Source organism: Veillonella parvula (assembly GCF_018378075.1).
Lineage (GTDB): Bacteria > Bacillota > Negativicutes > Veillonellales > Veillonellaceae > Veillonella > Veillonella parvula_K.
In genome coordinates this window covers 18704-37834 of the sequence record NZ_JAGZYE010000003.1, presented here as the reverse complement: position 1 = coordinate 37834, position 19131 = coordinate 18704, and the positions used below count along the sequence as shown (strand labels likewise).

Annotated in this window: 20 protein-coding genes and 1 riboswitch; of the genes, 16 read left to right on the top strand and 4 right to left on the bottom strand. The window is 36.1% G+C overall.

The window, feature by feature from the left end:
- Positions 1 to 29 precede the first annotated feature (29 nt).
- The 14 genes from KH286_RS04065 (at position 30) to KH286_RS04000 (ending at position 13728) form a co-directional block, all read left to right on the top strand.
- Positions 30 to 1283 carry a DNA methyltransferase gene (locus KH286_RS04065; RefSeq protein ID WP_278617646.1) on the top strand — a complete coding sequence of 418 codons (1254 nt, stop codon included), beginning with the start codon at positions 30 to 32 and terminating at the stop codon, positions 1281 to 1283.
- A 6-nt stretch (positions 1284 to 1289) separates the two neighbouring features.
- Positions 1290 to 3380, top strand: a complete 2091-nt coding sequence (locus KH286_RS04060; RefSeq protein ID WP_278617645.1) for an ATP-binding protein — start codon at positions 1290 to 1292, stop codon at positions 3378 to 3380.
- A gap of 841 nt (positions 3381 to 4221) precedes the next feature.
- Positions 4222 to 4632 (top strand): hypothetical protein, encoded by a 411-nt coding sequence (locus KH286_RS04055; protein WP_278617644.1) that lies wholly within the window; start codon positions 4222 to 4224, stop codon positions 4630 to 4632.
- A gap of 285 nt (positions 4633 to 4917) precedes the next feature.
- On the top strand, positions 4918 to 5427 hold the full coding sequence (locus tag KH286_RS04050) for a hypothetical protein (protein ID WP_278617643.1): 510 nt from the start codon (positions 4918 to 4920) through the stop codon (positions 5425 to 5427).
- A gap of 141 nt (positions 5428 to 5568) precedes the next feature.
- Complete coding sequence (locus tag KH286_RS04045) at positions 5569 to 5892, top strand: hypothetical protein (RefSeq protein ID WP_278617642.1); 324 nt, start codon at positions 5569 to 5571, stop codon at positions 5890 to 5892.
- 2 nt (positions 5893 to 5894) lie between these two features.
- Positions 5895 to 6197 (top strand): hypothetical protein, encoded by a 303-nt coding sequence (locus KH286_RS04040; RefSeq protein WP_278617641.1) that lies wholly within the window; start codon positions 5895 to 5897, stop codon positions 6195 to 6197.
- A 99-nt stretch (positions 6198 to 6296) separates the two neighbouring features.
- Entirely contained in the window at positions 6297 to 6674 is a 378-nt protein-coding gene (locus KH286_RS04035) for a GNAT family N-acetyltransferase (protein WP_278617640.1), read from the top strand.
- 40 nt (positions 6675 to 6714) lie between these two features.
- Positions 6715 to 7785, top strand: a complete 1071-nt coding sequence (locus KH286_RS04030) for a hypothetical protein (protein WP_278617639.1) — start codon at positions 6715 to 6717, stop codon at positions 7783 to 7785.
- Positions 7786 to 7803: 18 nt separating this feature from the next.
- The gene (locus tag KH286_RS04025; protein WP_278617638.1) at positions 7804 to 8223 is read left to right on the top strand and encodes a GNAT family N-acetyltransferase; all 420 of its coding nucleotides are present in this window, start codon (positions 7804 to 7806) and stop codon (positions 8221 to 8223) included.
- A 135-nt stretch (positions 8224 to 8358) separates the two neighbouring features.
- Positions 8359 to 8847, top strand: a complete 489-nt coding sequence (locus KH286_RS04020) for a GNAT family N-acetyltransferase (protein ID WP_278617637.1) — start codon at positions 8359 to 8361, stop codon at positions 8845 to 8847.
- A 199-nt stretch (positions 8848 to 9046) separates the two neighbouring features.
- Positions 9047 to 9235: riboswitch (cobalamin riboswitch) on the top strand.
- A gap of 202 nt (positions 9236 to 9437) precedes the next feature.
- Positions 9438 to 10610 carry an ABC transporter substrate-binding protein gene (locus tag KH286_RS04015; RefSeq protein ID WP_278617636.1) on the top strand — a complete coding sequence of 391 codons (1173 nt, stop codon included), beginning with the start codon at positions 9438 to 9440 and terminating at the stop codon, positions 10608 to 10610.
- A 103-nt stretch (positions 10611 to 10713) separates the two neighbouring features.
- Positions 10714 to 11886, top strand: coding sequence for an ABC transporter substrate-binding protein (locus KH286_RS04010; RefSeq protein WP_278617635.1), 1173 nt, complete (start codon positions 10714 to 10716; stop codon positions 11884 to 11886).
- Between the two features lie 16 nt (positions 11887 to 11902).
- On the top strand, positions 11903 to 12952 hold the full coding sequence (locus tag KH286_RS04005; RefSeq protein WP_278617634.1) for a FecCD family ABC transporter permease: 1050 nt from the start codon (positions 11903 to 11905) through the stop codon (positions 12950 to 12952).
- Positions 12949 to 13728 carry an ABC transporter ATP-binding protein gene (locus KH286_RS04000; RefSeq protein WP_205112819.1) on the top strand — a complete coding sequence of 260 codons (780 nt, stop codon included), beginning with the start codon at positions 12949 to 12951 and terminating at the stop codon, positions 13726 to 13728. Before KH286_RS04005 ends, KH286_RS04000 begins: the two co-directional genes overlap by 4 nt.
- Positions 13729 to 13915: 187 nt before the next feature.
- Here KH286_RS04000 and KH286_RS03995 read toward each other — a convergent pair whose 3' ends face one another.
- The 4 genes from KH286_RS03995 to KH286_RS03980 form a co-directional block, all read right to left on the bottom strand.
- The gene (locus tag KH286_RS03995) at positions 13916 to 15016 is read right to left on the bottom strand and encodes a metal ABC transporter permease (protein WP_278617633.1); all 1101 of its coding nucleotides are present in this window, start codon (positions 15014 to 15016) and stop codon (positions 13916 to 13918) included.
- Positions 15013 to 15978 (bottom strand): metal ABC transporter permease, encoded by a 966-nt coding sequence (locus tag KH286_RS03990; protein WP_278617632.1) that lies wholly within the window; start codon positions 15976 to 15978, stop codon positions 15013 to 15015. The genes KH286_RS03995 and KH286_RS03990 overlap by 4 nt, the downstream gene beginning before the upstream one ends.
- Complete coding sequence (locus KH286_RS03985; RefSeq protein WP_004697906.1) at positions 15975 to 16706, bottom strand: metal ABC transporter ATP-binding protein; 732 nt, start codon at positions 16704 to 16706, stop codon at positions 15975 to 15977. Before KH286_RS03985 ends, KH286_RS03990 begins: the two co-directional genes overlap by 4 nt.
- 146 nt (positions 16707 to 16852) lie before the next feature.
- Complete coding sequence (locus KH286_RS03980) at positions 16853 to 17794, bottom strand: metal ABC transporter solute-binding protein, Zn/Mn family (protein ID WP_004694058.1); 942 nt, start codon at positions 17792 to 17794, stop codon at positions 16853 to 16855.
- 463 nt (positions 17795 to 18257) lie between these two features.
- On the opposite strand from KH286_RS03980, the gene KH286_RS03975 reads away from it, so the two are divergent.
- Both KH286_RS03975 and KH286_RS03970 read left to right on the top strand, forming a co-directional pair.
- Positions 18258 to 18635, top strand: coding sequence for an energy transducer TonB (locus KH286_RS03975; RefSeq protein ID WP_004694057.1), 378 nt, complete (start codon positions 18258 to 18260; stop codon positions 18633 to 18635).
- 10 nt (positions 18636 to 18645) lie between these two features.
- Positions 18646 to 18993 carry an energy transducer TonB gene (locus KH286_RS03970; RefSeq protein ID WP_004697914.1) on the top strand — a complete coding sequence of 116 codons (348 nt, stop codon included), beginning with the start codon at positions 18646 to 18648 and terminating at the stop codon, positions 18991 to 18993.
- Positions 18994 to 19131 lie beyond the last annotated feature (138 nt).

Below are 19131 nucleotides of genomic sequence, written 5' to 3'. Positions count from 1 at the left end.
TTAATAGGTGTAGATGGACGTAGGGGGCTATGATGCAATATATTATTGGAGAATTAGATAAATATCCGGAAGGATATTGGGATTTTAAAGGGAAAATTAAAACAGGAATACATAGTATAGGAAAGTATCCAGCTACAATGGTTCCAGATATGCAATATGAGTTATTAAATATAATTATAAAACAAATTAAAGGTAATAATATTAAGTTGTTAGATCCCTTTTGTGGCTCAGGAACTATTTTGGCAATTGCACAAGATTTAGGGATTAATTCAATAGGTATAGATATTAATCCTTATGCTACTTTATTATCATATGTAAAAACAAATCTGTATAATCGTAATAAGCTGTTATATGCAATTGAAAGAATAAACACTGAATTGAATCAAGAAATAAGTTTTAAGAATCATTATTTTTATAATATAGAAAAATGGTTTAGAAAAGATATAATTCAGTCACTAAGTAAAATTAGGCAATGTATAATTGCTGAGGAAGATGCAAGTATTAGAAAATTTTTTTGGGTTTGTTTGTCGGAAACAATATTTAAATATAGTAACGATAGGACAAGTACTTTTAAGCTACATATTTTGCCTAAGGATAAAATAAATCTTATACAAAATAATTGCATTGATTATTTTATTGGTAAAGTTAAAGAAAATGCTAGTTTCTTAAATTATGAAGAAAAAAATAAAGTAAAGATTATTTATGGTGATTGTTGTGATGTTATGCAACATAAACTAAAGGGGAAGTTTGAAATTATTTGTACTTCTCCTCCGTATGGTGATAATTCTACTACAGTTACATATGGTCAATCTTCAATTTTATATCTTAAATGGATTGATACTAAGGACTTGCCATGTAAACCCTGTATATTGGATAAATATTCTACAATAGATAAAATTAGTATTGGAGGAAAAAGAAGAACGATTTGTAATACAAATAATATACAGTCACTTAGTGAATATTTAAATAAAATATCTGTGAATAAGAAAGAAAAAGTAATTAATTTTTTTGAAGATTATTGTGTTGTGTTGAAATCTATAGAAAGTTGTTTATCTAAAGATGGGTACTTAATAATGACGGTAGGAAATAGGAGTATAGATGCAATTCGGCAACCGTTAGATAAAATAACGATAGAAATAGCAGAAAATCTAGGATTAAAAATAATTTCTAAATTTAATAGAAATATACTATACAAAAAGACGCCTCTTACACTTTCTTCAGGAAAAAATGAAAAGGTTGTAAAGTCTATATCTGAAGAAACGATTTTAATATTCACAAAGTAGGAGATAATGATGAGATTATCAGTATCTGGAAAAATAATTAAGGAAATTTCAGAAAAGATTCCGAATACAATTTATGCAATAGTTGAATTGATAAAAAATTCATATGAAGCTATGGCTAATACCATAGAAATTAACGTTTGTGATAATAACATTGAAATTTTTGATGATGGAGATGGAATGGACTTAGATGATATTCATTCGTTACTTATTGTTAGTCATAGTAATAAAGAATACGGTGTTGTCAAAAATGGCAGAATAATTTCAGGTGAAAAAGGATTGGGATTTTTTTCTGTTTTTAAATTTGGTAGTAAGGTTACTGTAAAAACTTCAAAGCAGGGGACTAATTATAGTTTTACTATAGATATGAATGAAATTGAGGGGTTAGAGGATATCCATGATTCTAATGTTGATATTTCTGAAAGTTCAAGTATCGATTTAAAAAAAAATGGAACAAGAATAGTTATAGAAAATTTAAATTCGGAAGCCATAGAACTTTTTAGGAAAGTATTAGATAATTCCTCAGATTTTTTAAAATTACAGAATTCGATTATTGATGATAATTTTAAAGTTAAAATCAATAAATTATATAAAGATGCTAAAGAGATACCATCTGATATCAGCAATTCATTGGTTAAAGATAAAATCATTGCAAAAACATGTTTTCAAAGCAAAACGTATAGAGAAAAAGATATATTTTATTATAGGATCTATATAAATGGCTTATCGTATGATATAGATATTGATCAAAAGTATAATAGTTTATTAGCTAATAATGATTTTGAAATAAAACTGGAAATAGATTATTTTAAATTTAACAGTGGTGAGTTAAAAAAAGTTTCTGACTATTATAAAGATCAGAAATTGAAAAAAATTACACCTCTAGTCTATTTTAATAATGTATATTTTAGTAATGATTTATATGATGTTGAAATTAATGTATCTAGTAGCTCAAAAAAAGTCATACGACAACAAGCGGGTATTATTAATATTTATTTAATGAAAAAAGGGATTTTAGATTTTAATTCAGATAGAACTATGTTAATTGAATCTAGAAATCAACTTTTATTGCAAGAGCTATTGAATTTTATATCTTCTTCTTCTCAAAATAAGATAAAAGAAATTGAAGAATCGGAAAAACAACAAAAACCTAAGACTAGAGACGTTAAAATGATCAAAGGTGATTCTTTAAAAGGTAGTGGAATTGATGAGTATAATATAGAAAAAATATATTATGCTGATAACCTTGAAAAAAATTTTGATTCAATGAAACTTGGTAGTTGGAGAGTTTTGCATAATAATGGAGATGTGACGAATATAAGTATTATAGATTATCCAAGTGCCAAAATGCGTTTTCTACTAAGTGAGTTAGAGCTTGCCAAAGAGTACATGCTAGATGAAGTTTTAGAAGTAACAGATTGTAAAGGAACTAAAAAAATAAGACTAGAACATATAGATATTCTGCCAGAAAAGAATATTTTTTTTGATAGAAAAAATGAGAAGTTTATTGTAATGAGTCCATCAGATGTTACTTTTAACATTCGATTTATTGATAAGATTTCAAATAGAGAATTTAGTTTTAATCAAAGGATTTCTTGTACAAAAAAAGAGGTTGATATTAAAACTAATAAGATGGGATTTATACATCCATTAATTTCTTTAAGTGAAAGTATTGAACTGGATCATGATTTAGTGAATTTTATAAAAGAATTTAATAAAGTTTATGATAATGATACTTGTAAGTTGTTGAGAGTAGCGTCTGTAAGAACATTGTTAGAAGTAATTTGTTGTGCAATTTTGGATTTATTGAAAGAAAATAAGAATGAATATTTAAAAGAAAATTTTAAAAAGATTTTTTCCAAAAAGAGCATTGAAGCTAATTTATTCTCTAAAGTAAAGGATGATAGAGATAAGAAAGCGATAACTAGTATATATAATATATATGAATCAAGTTTAATAAATGGTGCTTTTGTAGATAAATATAACTATTCAACTCATGGATTGACGCGTATTGTTAATGAAGAATTTTATAAAAATGATCAACTGATTTTTAATTTACTTTACTCTTATTTATTGTTTTTAGCTCATGATAGAATATGACTATTTTATGTTTGTAAGTAATTGAGTGAGCAGAAATAGATGTAAATTTGATAATAAAAATATTGATTCTATACTATTTATACATAATGATATTATTTTAAAAGTTCTTCGTTATGATATGTAGTCATTTTCATGGACACAGACTGAATAATGTCGTGTTTTTTCGCCTTAAGATGTGTAGCTTCTTTTTCTTCTTTCAAGTCAATTTTTTTATGACTTCACTCTCAGCTTTAATATAAGTATTTTCAGCTCGTAAGCGAATTAGCTCCTCATATTTGTTTGGTTTGAGTTTTCTAGGTAAGATATTCTTAGTTGTTTTCATTTTAGGACCCTTTTATTGTTGTCCTTCAGGCTTATTGATAAAGGTGTTTGGTATTAATTTTAGCCTGAACTGTTATTGCATTTATAGATTTTCCAGATAATACTTGACACACTAATTCATATTTATACTTTAGAGAGTAACTTTTTATTATCTCCATAAAGGTTAATAATTTTCGGATTATGAAGCTCCTTTTGTTTACTCTGTTTCTTTATTTGTTTATGAAAAGTATGTGTTAATACTCCGTTTGGTGTCTTAGGTTATTCACCTTAATAAAATAAATCAATTGCCTTCCTTTTATATTTATAATTATATCTCATGAAAAATACCCCTTTTACTGCTTGTCTAGTAAAGGGGGCATTTTTCATTATTATGTACTTTTTTGTATTTTAATATTTAATTAGTGAATGATAAATAATCATTTATTATTATGATACAATATTAGATGAAAAGGATTAATAAAATAGGCTCAAATTAATTAAGTTTTAGATTATAGTATTGTTAATTGTGTAATGAGGATCCATGAAAACAACAAAATCTTTTGGCAATCATTCCAAATATTCTCTCCACGATGCAAGGGTACAGAAAATAGAATACGCAGATGATAATTTGATTCTTACTTTTGAGTACATTTTCTCTTATGAGAACGGTATTGAGCAAACTCATAAGGCTCAAGTCGTGTTTGAGACGTGCGATATAGATTTTTTTGAAATTCTCGTATTTAACAATACAATTCTAGATACTTTCACAGGTAAAAGAATTGAGTTATCTCAGTATCAGCAGGATTATAGTGAAAGTGAATTTGAAATCATTACAGAGACCTATAATTGGGGTCACGCTGTATTCCAAGGTTGGTTATGGACCGAAGGGAATCCCGTACACTGTATAATGAACATATACTTTAAAGGTGATATGGTATATGTAGTTGAATGAGAGCTGAGATGAGCAATTTAGATTTTACTATTAGCTGCATAGTTACATTCTTCAGCAAGAAGAGAACAAGTCTACCGAATTTAAATTATGGAATGTACTATCCTCATATCATTATAAAAGGTACCGAGTCTTGGTATAAACTTTATAGTAGTAAAGATGTCATCTTTGATAAACAAATATGAGATAATATGTTGTTAGTTTTTGAAATTGTAAATTATTTTGTTCTAAAAGCAGGTACGGAGTTCTTTATTATGGAAGGTGTTAATTCTGTAAGGACGTAAGAATATGAAAACTTTAAAAGAATTTTTAGATAGCCCTATATATTTAGATATTATAGAGGAATTAGGACCTGATAACTTTAATAAAGAACTACAAAGTATAGAAATTCAAGAACTAAGAAATCGATTGAATCAAAGGCAATTCTTATTAGAAGGGTTTAATTGCAAGTTATATTCTGAGAAAGAGTTAGTGCAGTTTTTCGAGCAATTAATAGAATACAATCGTAAAGAACTGATTCTTTGGAGTAATGCCTTTTGGCAATACAGTGATGAAACTTGGGAAGAATATTCTGATGGTGAATTTCCAAAAGGCGAGGAATTAGATATAGAAGATAAATCAACTATACTTGAGATAGGAAAATATTCTATAACGAGTATTGCTATGTATATGATTGAATTTGATATTTTGAAAAATCATACAGAAATTTTAGGAGATTACTATAAACGAATGCATCTTCCTGGTGCAGTGAAATACGCACAAGAAATTAAAGGGCTTTATAAAAGTCTTTTTGGTTAAAATATATAATATAGTTTTAGAAAATAAGGAATTTTAAAAAAGGTTTTAGATTGATTAGATAATCTTAACATAGAGTAATTTAGTTTTTCCTCGGATATACTTTAAAGGTGATATGGTATATGTAGTTGAATGAGGCTCGAAATGAGTAATTTAGATTTTACTATTGGCTGTACAGTTACTTTCTTTAGCAAGAAGAGGAGAACTCCACCTAATTTAAATAATGGAATGTACTATCCTCATATAGTTATAAAAGGTACTGAGGAATATCTTGGTATTAACTTTATTGATGGTGAGGATGTCATCTTTAATAAACAAATAGAAGCTAATGCGCTGCCACTTTATGAAACTGTAGATTACTCTGCTCTACAAGCAGGTACTGAGTTCTTTATCATGGAAGGCGGAAATATTGTTGGTGAAGGGATTGTAAAAGAAATCTTTCAACATAAACCATATGGGAGTAAATAACTATGGGCTATAAAAATGTATGTGTAACCTGCCGGATCTCCTTGTCGGAGGGCACAAACTATGAGTTGTTTAACAGAAATAAAACTTGCCCTACATGTAAAGGTAAAATGTACTTTGTGAACGAGAAGTTCAAGGCTCCTAAAAAATCTAATGATAAAGAATGGAAGATTATCGAGTATTTGTTGTTGAGCGGCTATGACTTCCGAAATCCTTATTGTGGACATGAGCAATGTATTTATTTTGAATTCCCTAAGAATCTACAAGAGGCAGAGGCGTTTATTCGTGAGATGCGAAAGTTAAAGTAATCACTATTATTGGAGTTTAAATGATTAAGATTGTTGATGGAAAACCGTATTTAGATCAAGTAAAAGAGTTGATTACAGAGACAATGGCTTGGTCGCGATTTGTCCTTTCAGAATTTAGATAAGGAACTAGCAGATATCGGTGAGAAATATACGGCGCCCAATGGTGAATTATTGGTTGCTATCGATGATAATGATGTAGTGCTTGGCATGGTGGTGTATTATCAGCATAGCGATACCCGTTGTGAAATGAAACGCCTCTATGTGCGTCCCGAAGGGCACGGACATGCTCTCGGTGATCGTCTGATTGAAAGTATTATGGACCATGCTAAAGCCTCTGGATATAAAGAAATGGTGCTAGATACAATTGAACCGTTGCAAGCTGCGATCCATTTGTATGAGAAGCATGGCTTTGTTGAATGCGAGCCGTATTATCATAACCCTATGGTCGATGTTATATATATGAGCAAGAGGTTGTAGAAAAATACGTTTGGCACTTATAACTTAGGAGCGCAGTAACATGAATAAACAGCAAGCAAAAGGATACCTTTTAGAGATAGTATTATCAAAACTTATTGAAGTGAATGGTTATGAAGTAATTACAGAGAGCAATATTCCTTGTGAACCTGGTGTACCACATGGCGAAAAAGAAATAGAAAGTAAACATAATGGTTTAAATGTTCGAGGGCGTGGAGGTTATCATCAGTTTGACACATTGGGGACTTTTAAAATAACGCCTCCCTTTGTATATCCTTTGCGCTTATTTGTAGAAGCAAAGTGTTATGCAAGCACAAAAGTTGGTATTGATAGAGTTAGAATGGGTGTTGGTAGTTTAAATGATATTAATACTAACTACGCTACTGTAAATTTGAGTACGGAGCAATTATCTGTCAAACGTTATCAATATCATTATGCTATCTTTTCTACATCTGGTTTTTCAAAGCCTGCACAACGTTATGCAATTGCTCATAAAATACATTTAATTGATTTATCTAGTGATGTATATAAAGATATCATAAACCTTATTCAACAAATAATAGATGAATTGATGGATGATTCAGGTATAGATGATACTGAATTTAATAGTTTCAAAAGGACATTTTCAGAATTAATTCGTGATGAAGTGGCATATTATAGGAGATCTTCTTATTGTTGGGATGAATATTTATTTGATATTGATTTAAAAAAGCTGATAATGGATTTAAAGAATAATATTGAAAATCAATTTATATATTTGGCTACAATAAATAGTGTATATATGATTCCTCTATTAGCTAATTCAGAATTTAATGAGTTATTGAAAGCTAATCCGCACCAACAAGTATCAATACATTTTGATCCAGATAAACCTGATGAATGGATTATAGTACCAATAGTTAATAACGATGAGATTTACAGCCTTAGTATTCGGTTTACTCTTCCGGAATTGCTTCGTGAATATATGTATCACGATGCTGAAAAAGCGATGATGGTAAAAGAGAAATTGATTAATAAAATAGTTTTTATTGCTTACTTAGATAAAGAAAATCCTACACTCTGTACATTAACCTTTAATAAAGCGGCTACTTTGGAAAAACCTTGGATTTTTTGATAATGTGGAGGAGCTTTTATGGAGATTACATATACTGAGGAGCGAAATTTTACGCCCCAGCAAGTAGCAGCGTTATTTCTGTCTGTTCGTTGGGTGGTAGGTAAATATCCTGATCGATTGTATAAGGCTTTGATGAATTCGTCGCGCGTGATTACTGCTTGGGACGGTGACCGTTTAGTCGGTCTTATTCGTGTCATGGATGATAGCGAGTTAGTATGCTTCATCAATTATGTGTTGGTTCATCCTGAGTATCATGGCCAAGGTATTGCTGGTCATTTGCTAGAAATGGTGAAAGAGGCTTACAAGTCTTACTTGTACATTAATGTTATGATTGGTGAAAGCAAGAATGCAACCTTTTACGAGAAGCATGGTTTTAAAGTAAAAGAAAATTCCTTACCGATGCAATATCGGAATGTGCCTAAATATACGAAAAGATGATTGGTCGGATAATCTGTATAGTAAATAACTGGTCAAATTGTTAATAAAAGGCTACACGTACATAGAGTTACGTGTAGTCTTTGTTATGTAAACGGTATATACTAAAACCGATATGTAGATACGATGGAGAAGGATATGGATATATTAATACAAAAAGCGACAACCGCTGATTTAGATTTAGTGACACATATAGAAGCAACTTGTTTCCCTCCTGCAGAGGCGGCGCCTCGTGAGGCTTTTAAGGAACGATTAGACCATTATGCAGGTCAGTTTTTAATTGCCTTTGATGGAGCTACGCCGATTGGTTTTATCGATGGTTTTGTAACGGATGATGAAGTCTTGACGGATGAGATGTTCGCCGATGCTTCCTTACATAATCCAAACGGTGCTTGGCAGATGATATTTGGCTTAAATACATTGCCAGAGTATCGGAATCGCGGTGTAGGTGGTAAGTTAATTGGGGCGTTTATCGACCTTGCGAGAGAGGAAAAACGTAAGGGTGTTATTCTAACCTGTAAGAAAGAAAAGATACCTTATTATGCTAAGTTTGGTTTTGTAAATGAAGGTGAGTCTGAGTCTGATCACGGCGGTGCCAAATGGTATCAAATGCGCCTTGAATTGTAGAGGAAAAGTTATTAATCGATAAAAATAAATTATAGAATTTGACGGACATTTTTACAGACTGTCCTAATGAGAAATTAAAACTCTGCTTAGTGGTTGAGTTTTAGCTTCTTTTTTGCTGAAAAGTATAGATTTTACAAGAATAGCTGTACCCCTATATGTTTATTGACACTGTATATCCCTCATGCTACGATGAGAAAAATCACATATGATTGGGTTAGGTGTCTATTGACTTAATAGAGAATTTGGTATAAGCCAAAGCGGTCACGCCACTGTAACAGCGAGGTACTTTGCATAGAGGGTGAAATGCTCTCGGTCACTGAAGTTTTTGGGAAGGCGCAAAGTAACGTTGAACTGGAGCCAGGAGAACTGCCTAATTAACAATTGCCAATTGACCTGCGAGAGACAGGGATGGGGATTGATATAGATGAATTTATACTAGCTATGCATAGTTGAAAGCTCATACTATATGCTAGCTTATTAGGCGTGGTAGTTAGTCTAACTGAGATGACAGCCCGTTTCCTCTTCGTGGGGAGACGGGCTTTTTATGTGCACTTATAGTGATAGTTTTAGTTGAGAGAAGAGAGGTACTTATGTTCAAACAAAAGAAGTTTATGGCGTATTTAGCCACGGTTTTCCTCCTAATTGTTAGTATGCTCATCGCTGCATGTGGAGGTACTAGTGAGACAAAGAAAGATACGGCGCAAAATAGCAAGCCTATTGAGATTACTGACGTAACAGGACGTACGGTAACACTGAAAAAGCCAGCAGAGCGAGTTGTCTTACAGTGGAGTGGTGCTGGTGGTCCATTTTTTACGATTTCTGCCCTTATGGGTAAAGATACTCCAAAGGTTATTGCCGGTATGGATACATCTTTGCAGGATTACAGGGCGGATATGTGGAAGCACTTTACTGCTGAAATGCCTGAGTTAGCTAAGATCCCAGTAGTGGGGACTATCGGTGATAAAACATTTAATGTGGAGCAAGTTATTTCCTTGAACCCAGATGTTATTTTCATTCCTCTTGACTTGAAAGAACAATATGAGTCCGATGCTAAACCAAAATTAGATGCAGCAGGTGTACAAACGATTTACATTGATTACCATGCTGAAAAACTTGAAAGTCATCAAAAATCTATCGAAGCCATAGGTAAGGCTTTGGGTAAAGAGGAACGTGCCGCAGAAATCAGCAAGTTCTATACGGATCGCGTGACAAGAGTTCTCGATCGTGTTAGTAAAATTAACAAACCAAAACCAACAGTTTACCTTGAAGTTGGTATGAATGGTCCGGAAGAATTTGGTAATTCCTTTAGTAGTAATTATTCTTGGGGGGCATTAGCTACTATGGCTGGTGCTGATGTCATCACCAAGGATGTTATTAAGAAAACGTCTCCTATTAATCCAGAGTTTATACTTGAGAAAAATCCAGATATTATCATGATCATGGGTTCTTACTGGCCTAAGAAACCAACCTCTATGCGTTTAGGTTTTGAAGCAACCGAAGATTCGTCTCAGGCGTTGTTGAAAGCTTTCACCACAGAGCGTCAAGGTTGGAGTGATTTGAAAGTTGTTGAAAATAAACAAGTTTATTCCGCGCATCATGGCCTTCCACGCGAAGTATTTGATGCAGCAGTCTTTGAATATTTAGCAAAAACATTCTATCCTGAAGAGTTTGCGGATGTAGATCCAGAAGCTACACTGAAAGAGTTCTATGATAAATTCTTGCCATACTCTTATAGTGGCATCTGGTTTATGCATATGAATTAAGAGTGTGTGTAGAAGGAGTTGATGGAGTAAAACTATATAAATGCTGTCGTACATTGTATTTATTAGAATGTATTGAGTTTTGAATTTTGAATCGAGGTATTCTATGGTTAAGAAAAAGAAATGTATGGCTTATATTGCCACCGTTTTTCTACTGATTGTGAGTATGCTCTTGACTGCTTGTGGTGGTCCAGCAGATACGAAAAAGGATGCGGCACAATCTGGCAAACAAATTGAAATTACCGACGTAACAGGTCAAAAAGTTACGTTAAAAAAACCAGCAGAACGCGTAGTAGTTCAATTGAGTGCCTCTGGCGGTGCGTTCTTGACTATGGCTGCATTGCAAGGTAAAGATGTAGCTAAGACTATTGTTGGCATGGACCCATATTTGAGCAAATTGCGTACAGATATGTGGGATCGCTATAAAGCGGACGTTCCAGAATTGGAAAAAATTCCTCTCATTGGTAACGTAAATGACAAAACATTTGATGTGGAAAAAGTTATTTCCTTAAATCCAGATGTTATTTTCATGCCATTATTTTTCAAAGATCAATATGAATCTGATTACAAACCTAAAATCGATGCAGCTGGTATTCCAACTATCTACATCGATTACCATGCGGAAAAGCTTGAAAATCACCAAAAATCTATCGAAGCTATCGGTAAAGCATTGGGTAAAGAAGAGCGTGCAGCAGAAATCAACAAGTTCTATACTGACCGTTTAACAAGAGTTATGGACCGCATTAGCAAAATCAATAAACCAAAACCAACTGTTTATATTGAAACAGGTAACGAAGGCCCAGAAGGTTTAGGTTTTGCGTATAGTGCAAATGTAGCCTGGGGCGCATTAGCAACGCAAGTAGGTGGCGACCTTATTACAAAAGATGTAGTTCAAAAAGCAGGCCCTGTTAACCCAGAATTTATTTTGGAAAGAAACCCAGATATCATCATGATTATTGGTTCTTACTGGCCTAAGAAACCTACATCCATGCGTTTAGGTTTTGATACAAATGAAGCTAAATCTCAAGAGTTATTGAAAGCTTTCACCACAGAACGTCAAGGCTGGCCTGAATTGAAAGCCGTTCAATCTAAAAACGTATTCTCTACTCACCATGGTTTACCTCGTGAAGTATATGACGTTGCAGTATTTGAATACTTAGCTAAAACATTCTATCCTGAGGAATTCAAGGATGTAGATCCTGAAGGCACACTTAAGGAATTCTATGATAAATTCCTTCCATTCTCTTACGGTGGCGTTTGGTTTATGCATTTAAACTAAGAAGGGGTTTTGTATAGTGACGGATACTAACAATCAGTACGATTATAAGAAGCAGAGTTATAAAAAACTATTGTTCATTATTATCGGATTGATCATTTGTGCGGTAAGTTTTGTTACCGATATTATTGTAGGCCCTGCATCACTTACGTTAAGTGATGTATGGCTCGCATTAACAGACCCAGCAGAGGTTTCCAAAAACGCATATGTCATCATTTGGTCGATTCGCCTTCCGACGGCTATAATGGCATTGCTTGTAGGTGCTTCTTTGGGCATTGCTGGTGCTGGTATGCAAACTATCCTTGATAACCCGTTATCTAGCCCGTATACACTTGGTATATCCGCAGGGGCTGGCTTCGGTGCATCTCTCATGGTTGTTGTAGGCGCTAGTGCATTAGAGTTTTTAGGTGTCTTTATGGTTCCATTCGGCGCCTTCGTATTTGCTAGTTTGACGAGCTTCTTTATCTATTCCATTAATAAGATTAAGAACTTCTCCTCTGAAACGATGATTCTCGCCGGTATCGGCATGATGTTCTTGTTCCAAGCGCTTCAATCCTTGATGCAATATATGGCATCTCCTGAGGCACTTCAAAACATCGTATTCTGGACAATGGGTAGCTTAGCGAAAGCTAATTGGATTAATATCTCTATTGTTCTTATCGTATTAGCAATCATGCTTCCGCTTATGATGCGTGAATCTTGGCGTTTAACAGCATTAAAATTAGGCGATGAAAAGGCTTCTGGTCTTGGTGTTAATGTTGAAAGCTTACGAGTAAAAGTGTTTGCTTTCATCTCCATCATTACAGCCGTTGCTGTTTCTTTCGTTGGAACCATTGGTTTTATCGGTATTGTAGGACCACATATTGCACGTATGCTTGTAGGTGAAGATCAACGGTATTTCTTACCGTTATCTGCAGTGTGTGGCATGGCGATTTTGTCTCTCGCATCTATTGCAAGTAAGATGCTCGTTCCTGGGGCGATGTTCCCAATCGGTATTGTGACAGCAATCATCGGTGTACCTTTCTTCTTCTCGTTGGTATTAACTAGGAAAAGGAGCTATTTTAAATGATTGAAGTTCATAATCTAACCTTTGGTTATTCCTCTACGGAAGACGGACAGATCTTAAAGGGCGTTGATTTTGCTGCTAAAACAGGTAAATTGACTGCGCTCATTGGTACTAACGGTGCTGGTAAATCTACACTTTTAAAAACAATTATGGGTATCTTGAAAGGCAAGGGCGAGATTTCCGTTAATGGTAAACCTGTATCTCAATATTCTACAAAGGATTTTAGTAGTACAGTAAGCTATTTGTCTCAAGATAATGACTGTAAAGTCAATCTATCTGTTTTTGAAGTCGTTATGCTAGGGCGCATGGGATCCATGTCCTTCCGCGTAAGTGATGAGGATATTGCAGCCACACAAGAGGTATTGGAACGGTTGAATTTACAGTGCTTTGCATCGCGCAGCATCATGGAGCTCAGCGGTGGTCAACGCCAACTTGTGTTCATGGCGCAAGCCCTTGTAAAAGAACCTAAAATCTTAATTCTTGATGAACCGACAAGTGCTTTAGATTTGTACAAGCAATTTGACTTATTAACATTGCTAAAAAATCTGACTCAAGAAAATGATTTTACAACGCTCGTAACATTGCATCATCTTGATCTGGCGGCTATGTTCGCAGATGAAATCATCGTGCTTAAAGAGGGTACAGTATACGCTCAAGGCGCGCCGAAAGACATCTTTACAGAAGCCATGATGGAAGATGTATACCGTGTTAAAACGAAAATTTATATGGATGACAATGGGCTACCTCATGTAATTCCATTAGAAGCTATTATTAATTAATAGGATTCTTTGTGATTGCACTGATCTATTATAGTGTTGGAACTATTTATTATAGATAGTCATTGACGTGAATCCAGTTATATTAATAGGCTGTAAAATAATTAGTTAATAATAAAAGAAGCTGAAATCTTTGCAGAGCAGCATTGATTTCAGCTTCTTTTTGTTGGGAAAAGTAGTGGTATTGTATTTAAATAATCTCTTTAACCTGTGCTATACCCTTATCAGTAAGCACGTAGTGTCCATTTGTCACATATAATAGACCTTGTTTCTTTAGCTGTGAAGCAGCTTGATGAGTATAATCAGGCCTCCAGTTCAAATGCTCATGAATGGTACCGATGCCGTTTTCAACGTGCGCGATAGGCGTATCCATATGAGTATAAATATGGCATAGCATCATCGTTTCCCGATAATGGCGACGCAAATGACGTTGACGGCGGTATGTGGCGATATAGCCAGTCTTCGGTGTTGCGATAACAGCGATAATCAGTGCGATACCGATGGTAGTTGCAATGGAACCCGCGATGGATACGTCCATGGTGAAAGCGACTTCTGTACCGATGACAGCACAGATAATACCGATGATGATACTACTATTAAGCATGGCTTTCACAGAGTCCGTCCATAAATAAGCGATGGCTGCAGGTCCTATCATGAGACCGATGACGAGAATGGCACCTACCGCTTGGAACGAGGCCACAACGGTGAGGGATACCATGGTCATGAGTACATAGTGGATGAGGGCTGGCATAAAGCCGAAGAGCCCCGCTAGTAGCGGGTCAAAGGTGGAGAGTTGCAATTCCTTGTAGAATAGCATGACTAAAATTAAATTGATGAGCGCCACGCCTAGGGAAATCCATAGCGATATAGGCCCCAAGTCTGTGCCGTTCACAATCCATCGATCAAAGGGGGCAAAGGCTATTTCGCCGAGTAATGCGGTATCTACATCGAGATGAGCGTTACCACTGTATAGGCTGACTAGAATGATGGCGATAGAGAATAGAAGCGGGAAGATGATGCCGATAGACGCATCTTCGTTGACAAGCCCCGTATTATGTATCATTTCTGTAAGCCATACGGTGCCTACACCAACTAAGGTAGCCCCGACGAGTAGAAATGGAGAGTTTAAATCTTCCGTTATAAAGAAGGCTAGCACGATGCCGAGGAATACGGTGTGTGTAATGGCATCGGCCATCATGGACATGCGACGTAATACGAGGAAGACCCCAGGGATGGCACATGCGATGGACACCGCAATGGCAATGAGCAATATCTCTGTATGAACTGTCATGGGGCACCTCCTATGCGAGGTTGTGCGTCCTCTGCTATGTAAATACTTTGCTGTGCCTTGGATTTGGGAGTCCTTGTGGTTTCTAACAATAATGCGTGCTTTGACCGTCTATTTTTACGGAACTGCCAGAGCATACCTCTGTTAGGAGCAAAGATGAGACTCAATAATACGAGAATCGATAAAATGACGATGATAGCTGGACCTGTCGGTAATTTGGGGACCGCTGTACTCCAGATAGTACCGCCGATGGCGGATATCATGCCGAAACATCCTGCTAATATACACATGGTGCCCAGTTTGTTCGTCCACTGTCTTGCCCCGACGGCGGGTGCAATGAGGAGGGAGCTAATCAAGATAGCCCCTACCGATTGAATGCCGATGATGATGGTCATGATCAATAGTGAACGATATAAAATAAGGGTGAAAGTGACGGGAATTTGTAGTGTTTCGGCGTATTCCACATCGAAGGAGATGAGCTTTAACTCCTTCCAGAATAATGCGGTTAACACGATGATGATGAGTGCCGCTGCAGATGTGATGTACACGTCACGCGCCAATATGGTGGCTGCCTGTCCAAATATGAATTTTGAAAGCCCCGCCTGACCAGCATTGTTTAAGCTTTGTACATAGGTGAGCAATACCATACCGAGCCCAAAGAAGGCGGAGAGTATGGTGGCTAAAGCGCCATCAAATTTGATTTTGCTGTTTTCTACGGTGATGGTAATGAGCCAAGCCGCAGTTATCGATGAAAGTGCGGCACCGGCGATGAGAACCTCGATGTCCTTGATGCCTGTCAGCAAGAAGGCAATGACCACACCGGGCAGTGCCGCATGCGATAGGCCGTCACCGATGAGGCTTTCCTTGCGAAGTACCGCAAAGGTGCCAGCGATACCGCTAGCGAGGCCTAATAACGCCGTGCCGAGCAGTACCATCTGCGTCGTATAGGATTGGAATATGGTCATACAATCCTCCCCTTGCCGTAGGTGCGCTCAATAGCTTCGTCCGTAAACGTATCTGCTACAGGACCATAGGCGACAGTTTGTTTGTTCACCATCGTTACCCAATCGAAATATTGGGGCACCGTATTTAAATCGTGGTGGACGACGATAACCGTTTTGCCGCGAGCTTTCATTTCTTGTAAAAGAGAAATAATAGCATGCTCTGTGGTTTTATCGACGCCCTTGAACGGTTCGTCCATGAGGTAAATATCTGCCTCTTGGACGAGGGCTCTTGCGAGGAAGACGCGCTGTTGTTGTCCCCCTGAAAGCTGGCGAATTTGTCGATCCACATAGTCGCTCATGCCCATTTTTTCTATCATGGAGAGGGCGAGTTCCTTATCCTTTTTGCTAGGACGCTTAAACCAACCTAGATGACCATAACGACCCATGAGTACTACATCTAGTACGGTGGTAGGGAAGTCCCAGTCTACGCTACCACTTTGAGGGACGTAGGCGATTTTCTTGTAATCGTTTTTGTCCATCGCTAAGTGGTGATCTATATAAAATTTTACACTTCCTGAGATAACTGTTAGTAGGCCGAGCATGGCCTTTAATAATGTAGATTTACCGGCACCATTAGGGCCGACAATGGCCGCTAAGGAACCGATGGGTACCTTCATATCTACGTCCCATAATACGGGTTTTGTCGTATATGCTACGGTCATATCTTCAACTTCAACGGCCCATTCCATGGAAACCTCCTTGTATTAATGCGTGCTACTGGCTGTGAATTGCTAGTAGCACATGTACTTACAATAATAAAGTAAACTTAAGTCAATCTAATTTAGTATAAGTAAATTTACTTTGTTGTATTCAATTAAGAAATTCTAATAAATGATTATTTAAGTGCTTTGGTAATTGTATCAATATTAGCTTTCACCATACCGATATATGTGCCACCCTCAGTACCTTCAGAACCGAGAGAGTCGGAATATAATTCGCCACCGATGGCAACATTCCAGCCTTTAGCCTTAGCTGCTTCTTGAACGGCTTCAATTGTTTTATGTGGTACAGAAGACTCTACGAAAATCGCTTTAATTTTGTGGTCTACGATATATTGAACCAGTTCATTCACATCTTGTGTGCCTGCTTCTGTAGCAGTGCTTACACCTTGCAAACCTTTTACTTCAAAGCCGTATGCGCGAGCGAAGTATTGGAATGCATCATGAGCTGTTACAAGTACGCGAGATTCTTTCGGAATAGATTCTGCTTGAGCTTTAACGTACGCATCAGTTTCATCTAACTTAGTAAGATATGCGTCATAGCGTTTTTTGTAATCTTCTTTATGAGCCGGATCGGCTTTAGCAAGACCTTCGTATACTGCTTTTGCTGCCAGCTTCCAGTTAGCAACGTCAAACCAAATATGAGGGTCTTTTGTTTTTACACCATCTTCTTCGTCAAAGTCGAGCAATGTAGATGGATCAATGGCATCAGATACGCGGATGGTCGCTTTATTTTGCTTTGTTAGATTATCGAAAATGGAGCCCATTTTACCTTCCAAGTGAATGCCGTTGTATACTACAACATCCGCCTTAGACATAGCTGTTACATCGCCTGCACTCGCTTGATATAGGTGAGGGTCTACACCTGGGCCCATGAGACCTTGAACGGTTACATGGTCACCGCCGATTTCTTTTACTAAATCCGTTAACATCGTCGTTGTAGCTACGACATTAAGTTTTTTCTGACTATCTTGGGCTGTGTCTTTTCCGCAGCCTGCAAGGGCAAATACTATAAGTGCTAATGATACGACGACTAATAAAATTCGATTAAATTTCATAATAAGTCTCCTTTTTATAGATACTAAATTTAAAAACATTAATGACTTTGTTTGAGGGACATATTTTGTTCTAATAATGAAATAATTTGAAGAAGGAAAATATCTCTCTGAATTTAAACGGAAAACTAGCCGCTACTAACGTAGCGGCTAGTGGCAGTTATACGGTCTTCTGCTAAGGTCAAAATAATCTAGGGAATAAGTGCTTGTAGATGGTTAGGCCCAACGAGGGCAACAATACCAAGTACCATCATGACCTTCATTTGAATACGCTTTCTACGTCTCATGATGAACCTCCTTTGTGTAGTTTTTTGTCATATCAACTAGATATGTGAGTCCGGACAGTTATCTTGAATTCAATATATCATAAATGAGAAATTTTATCAATAAGAATTTATTCTTTTAATATTCATCTTTATTTAGTATGATATTATGCATAGACAAAAGGTTAATAAGGAGGCTTCTTATGAATAAATTATTCCGATACGCTGCTGCAGGTGTACTTGTTGCATCTTTTGGCATGGTAAGTGATTATACAGCCGATGCGGCGAAGTTTTTAGAATCTCCACGTGAGGTTACTATTGTAAAACCTGAGTTGCCTGAGATTCCTAAAACCGCTACGGTAGCGCCTGATATGCGCGTACGCTTCTTGATTGATAAAAAAGGTAATGTTAAAAATGTTTTCGTTGAGCGTTCTTCTGGCTATGCTCCAGTTGACGAAGCAGTAAAAAAAGCAATTTTACAGTGGAAATTCACACCTGCTATTGGCACAGATCAAAAGGCACACGAATCCATTATTGGGATGACAATTACTCTGCCTAAGCAAGCTGTGAAAGCTAAATAAGGAGAAAACGATGAATAAAGTGTTGCGTTGTATTATATTAAGTTCATTGTTTGTAATGAGTATGGTAGCTTCTGTGTTGGCAGCTCCATACGACCCACCAGTAGCTATAGCTACACCACCTATTGACCGAGCACTGCTCGCTGCCTATGGTGAAGCAGCTCATGGTGCGGATATACGTTTTACCATCAAGGAAGATGGTTCTGTAGGGGACGTTGAAGTTGTTTCATCTAGTGGCTCTAGTGCTCTTGATGCGGCTATTGTAGATACTATTTCTAAATGGAGATTTAGTCCTGCTACAGATTCCAATGGTAAACCTGTAGCATCTTCTAAAACTGAATATATTGATTTTAAAAACTAATCAAAATCACTCATACAGAACTGCACCCAAAAAATTGGACACAATTTCGAGGTGCAGTTTTTGCATGCCAAAATATTCTAAAAAATAAAGTAAGGTTATTCATTTTCATAATATTGGATTCGTAAATGTTAAAAATTA

What these genes read in the sequence shown, in the direction of transcription:
- KH286_RS03985 (WP_004697906.1), bottom strand. Translation starts at nt 16,706, where the DNA reads ATGGAATGGGCCGTTGAAGTTGAAGATATGACCGTAGCATATACGACA.
- KH286_RS03995 (WP_278617633.1), bottom strand. Translation starts at nt 15,016, where the DNA reads ATGACAGTTCATACAGAGATATTGCTCATTGCCATTGCGGTGTCCATC.
- KH286_RS04065 (WP_278617646.1), top strand. Translation starts at nt 30, where the DNA reads ATGATGCAATATATTATTGGAGAATTAGATAAATATCCGGAAGGATAT.
- KH286_RS03975 (WP_004694057.1), top strand. Translation starts at nt 18,258, where the DNA reads ATGAATAAATTATTCCGATACGCTGCTGCAGGTGTACTTGTTGCATCT.
- KH286_RS03980 (WP_004694058.1), bottom strand. Translation starts at nt 17,794, where the DNA reads ATGAAATTTAATCGAATTTTATTAGTCGTCGTATCATTAGCACTTATA.
- KH286_RS04025 (WP_278617638.1), top strand. Translation starts at nt 7,804, where the DNA reads ATGGAGATTACATATACTGAGGAGCGAAATTTTACGCCCCAGCAAGTA.
- KH286_RS04015 (WP_278617636.1), top strand. Translation starts at nt 9,438, where the DNA reads ATGTTCAAACAAAAGAAGTTTATGGCGTATTTAGCCACGGTTTTCCTC.
- KH286_RS04000 (WP_205112819.1), top strand. Translation starts at nt 12,949, where the DNA reads ATGATTGAAGTTCATAATCTAACCTTTGGTTATTCCTCTACGGAAGAC.
- KH286_RS04060 (WP_278617645.1), top strand. Translation starts at nt 1,290, where the DNA reads ATGATGAGATTATCAGTATCTGGAAAAATAATTAAGGAAATTTCAGAA.
- KH286_RS04010 (WP_278617635.1), top strand. Translation starts at nt 10,714, where the DNA reads ATGGTTAAGAAAAAGAAATGTATGGCTTATATTGCCACCGTTTTTCTA.
- KH286_RS04050 (WP_278617643.1), top strand. Translation starts at nt 4,918, where the DNA reads ATGAAAACTTTAAAAGAATTTTTAGATAGCCCTATATATTTAGATATT.
- KH286_RS04055 (WP_278617644.1), top strand. Translation starts at nt 4,222, where the DNA reads ATGAAAACAACAAAATCTTTTGGCAATCATTCCAAATATTCTCTCCAC.
- KH286_RS04045 (WP_278617642.1), top strand. Translation starts at nt 5,569, where the DNA reads ATGAGTAATTTAGATTTTACTATTGGCTGTACAGTTACTTTCTTTAGC.
- KH286_RS04020 (WP_278617637.1), top strand. Translation starts at nt 8,359, where the DNA reads ATGGATATATTAATACAAAAAGCGACAACCGCTGATTTAGATTTAGTG.
- KH286_RS03970 (WP_004697914.1), top strand. Translation starts at nt 18,646, where the DNA reads ATGAATAAAGTGTTGCGTTGTATTATATTAAGTTCATTGTTTGTAATG.
- KH286_RS04030 (WP_278617639.1), top strand. Translation starts at nt 6,715, where the DNA reads ATGAATAAACAGCAAGCAAAAGGATACCTTTTAGAGATAGTATTATCA.
- KH286_RS04040 (WP_278617641.1), top strand. Translation starts at nt 5,895, where the DNA reads ATGGGCTATAAAAATGTATGTGTAACCTGCCGGATCTCCTTGTCGGAG.
- KH286_RS03990 (WP_278617632.1), bottom strand. Translation starts at nt 15,978, where the DNA reads ATGACCATATTCCAATCCTATACGACGCAGATGGTACTGCTCGGCACG.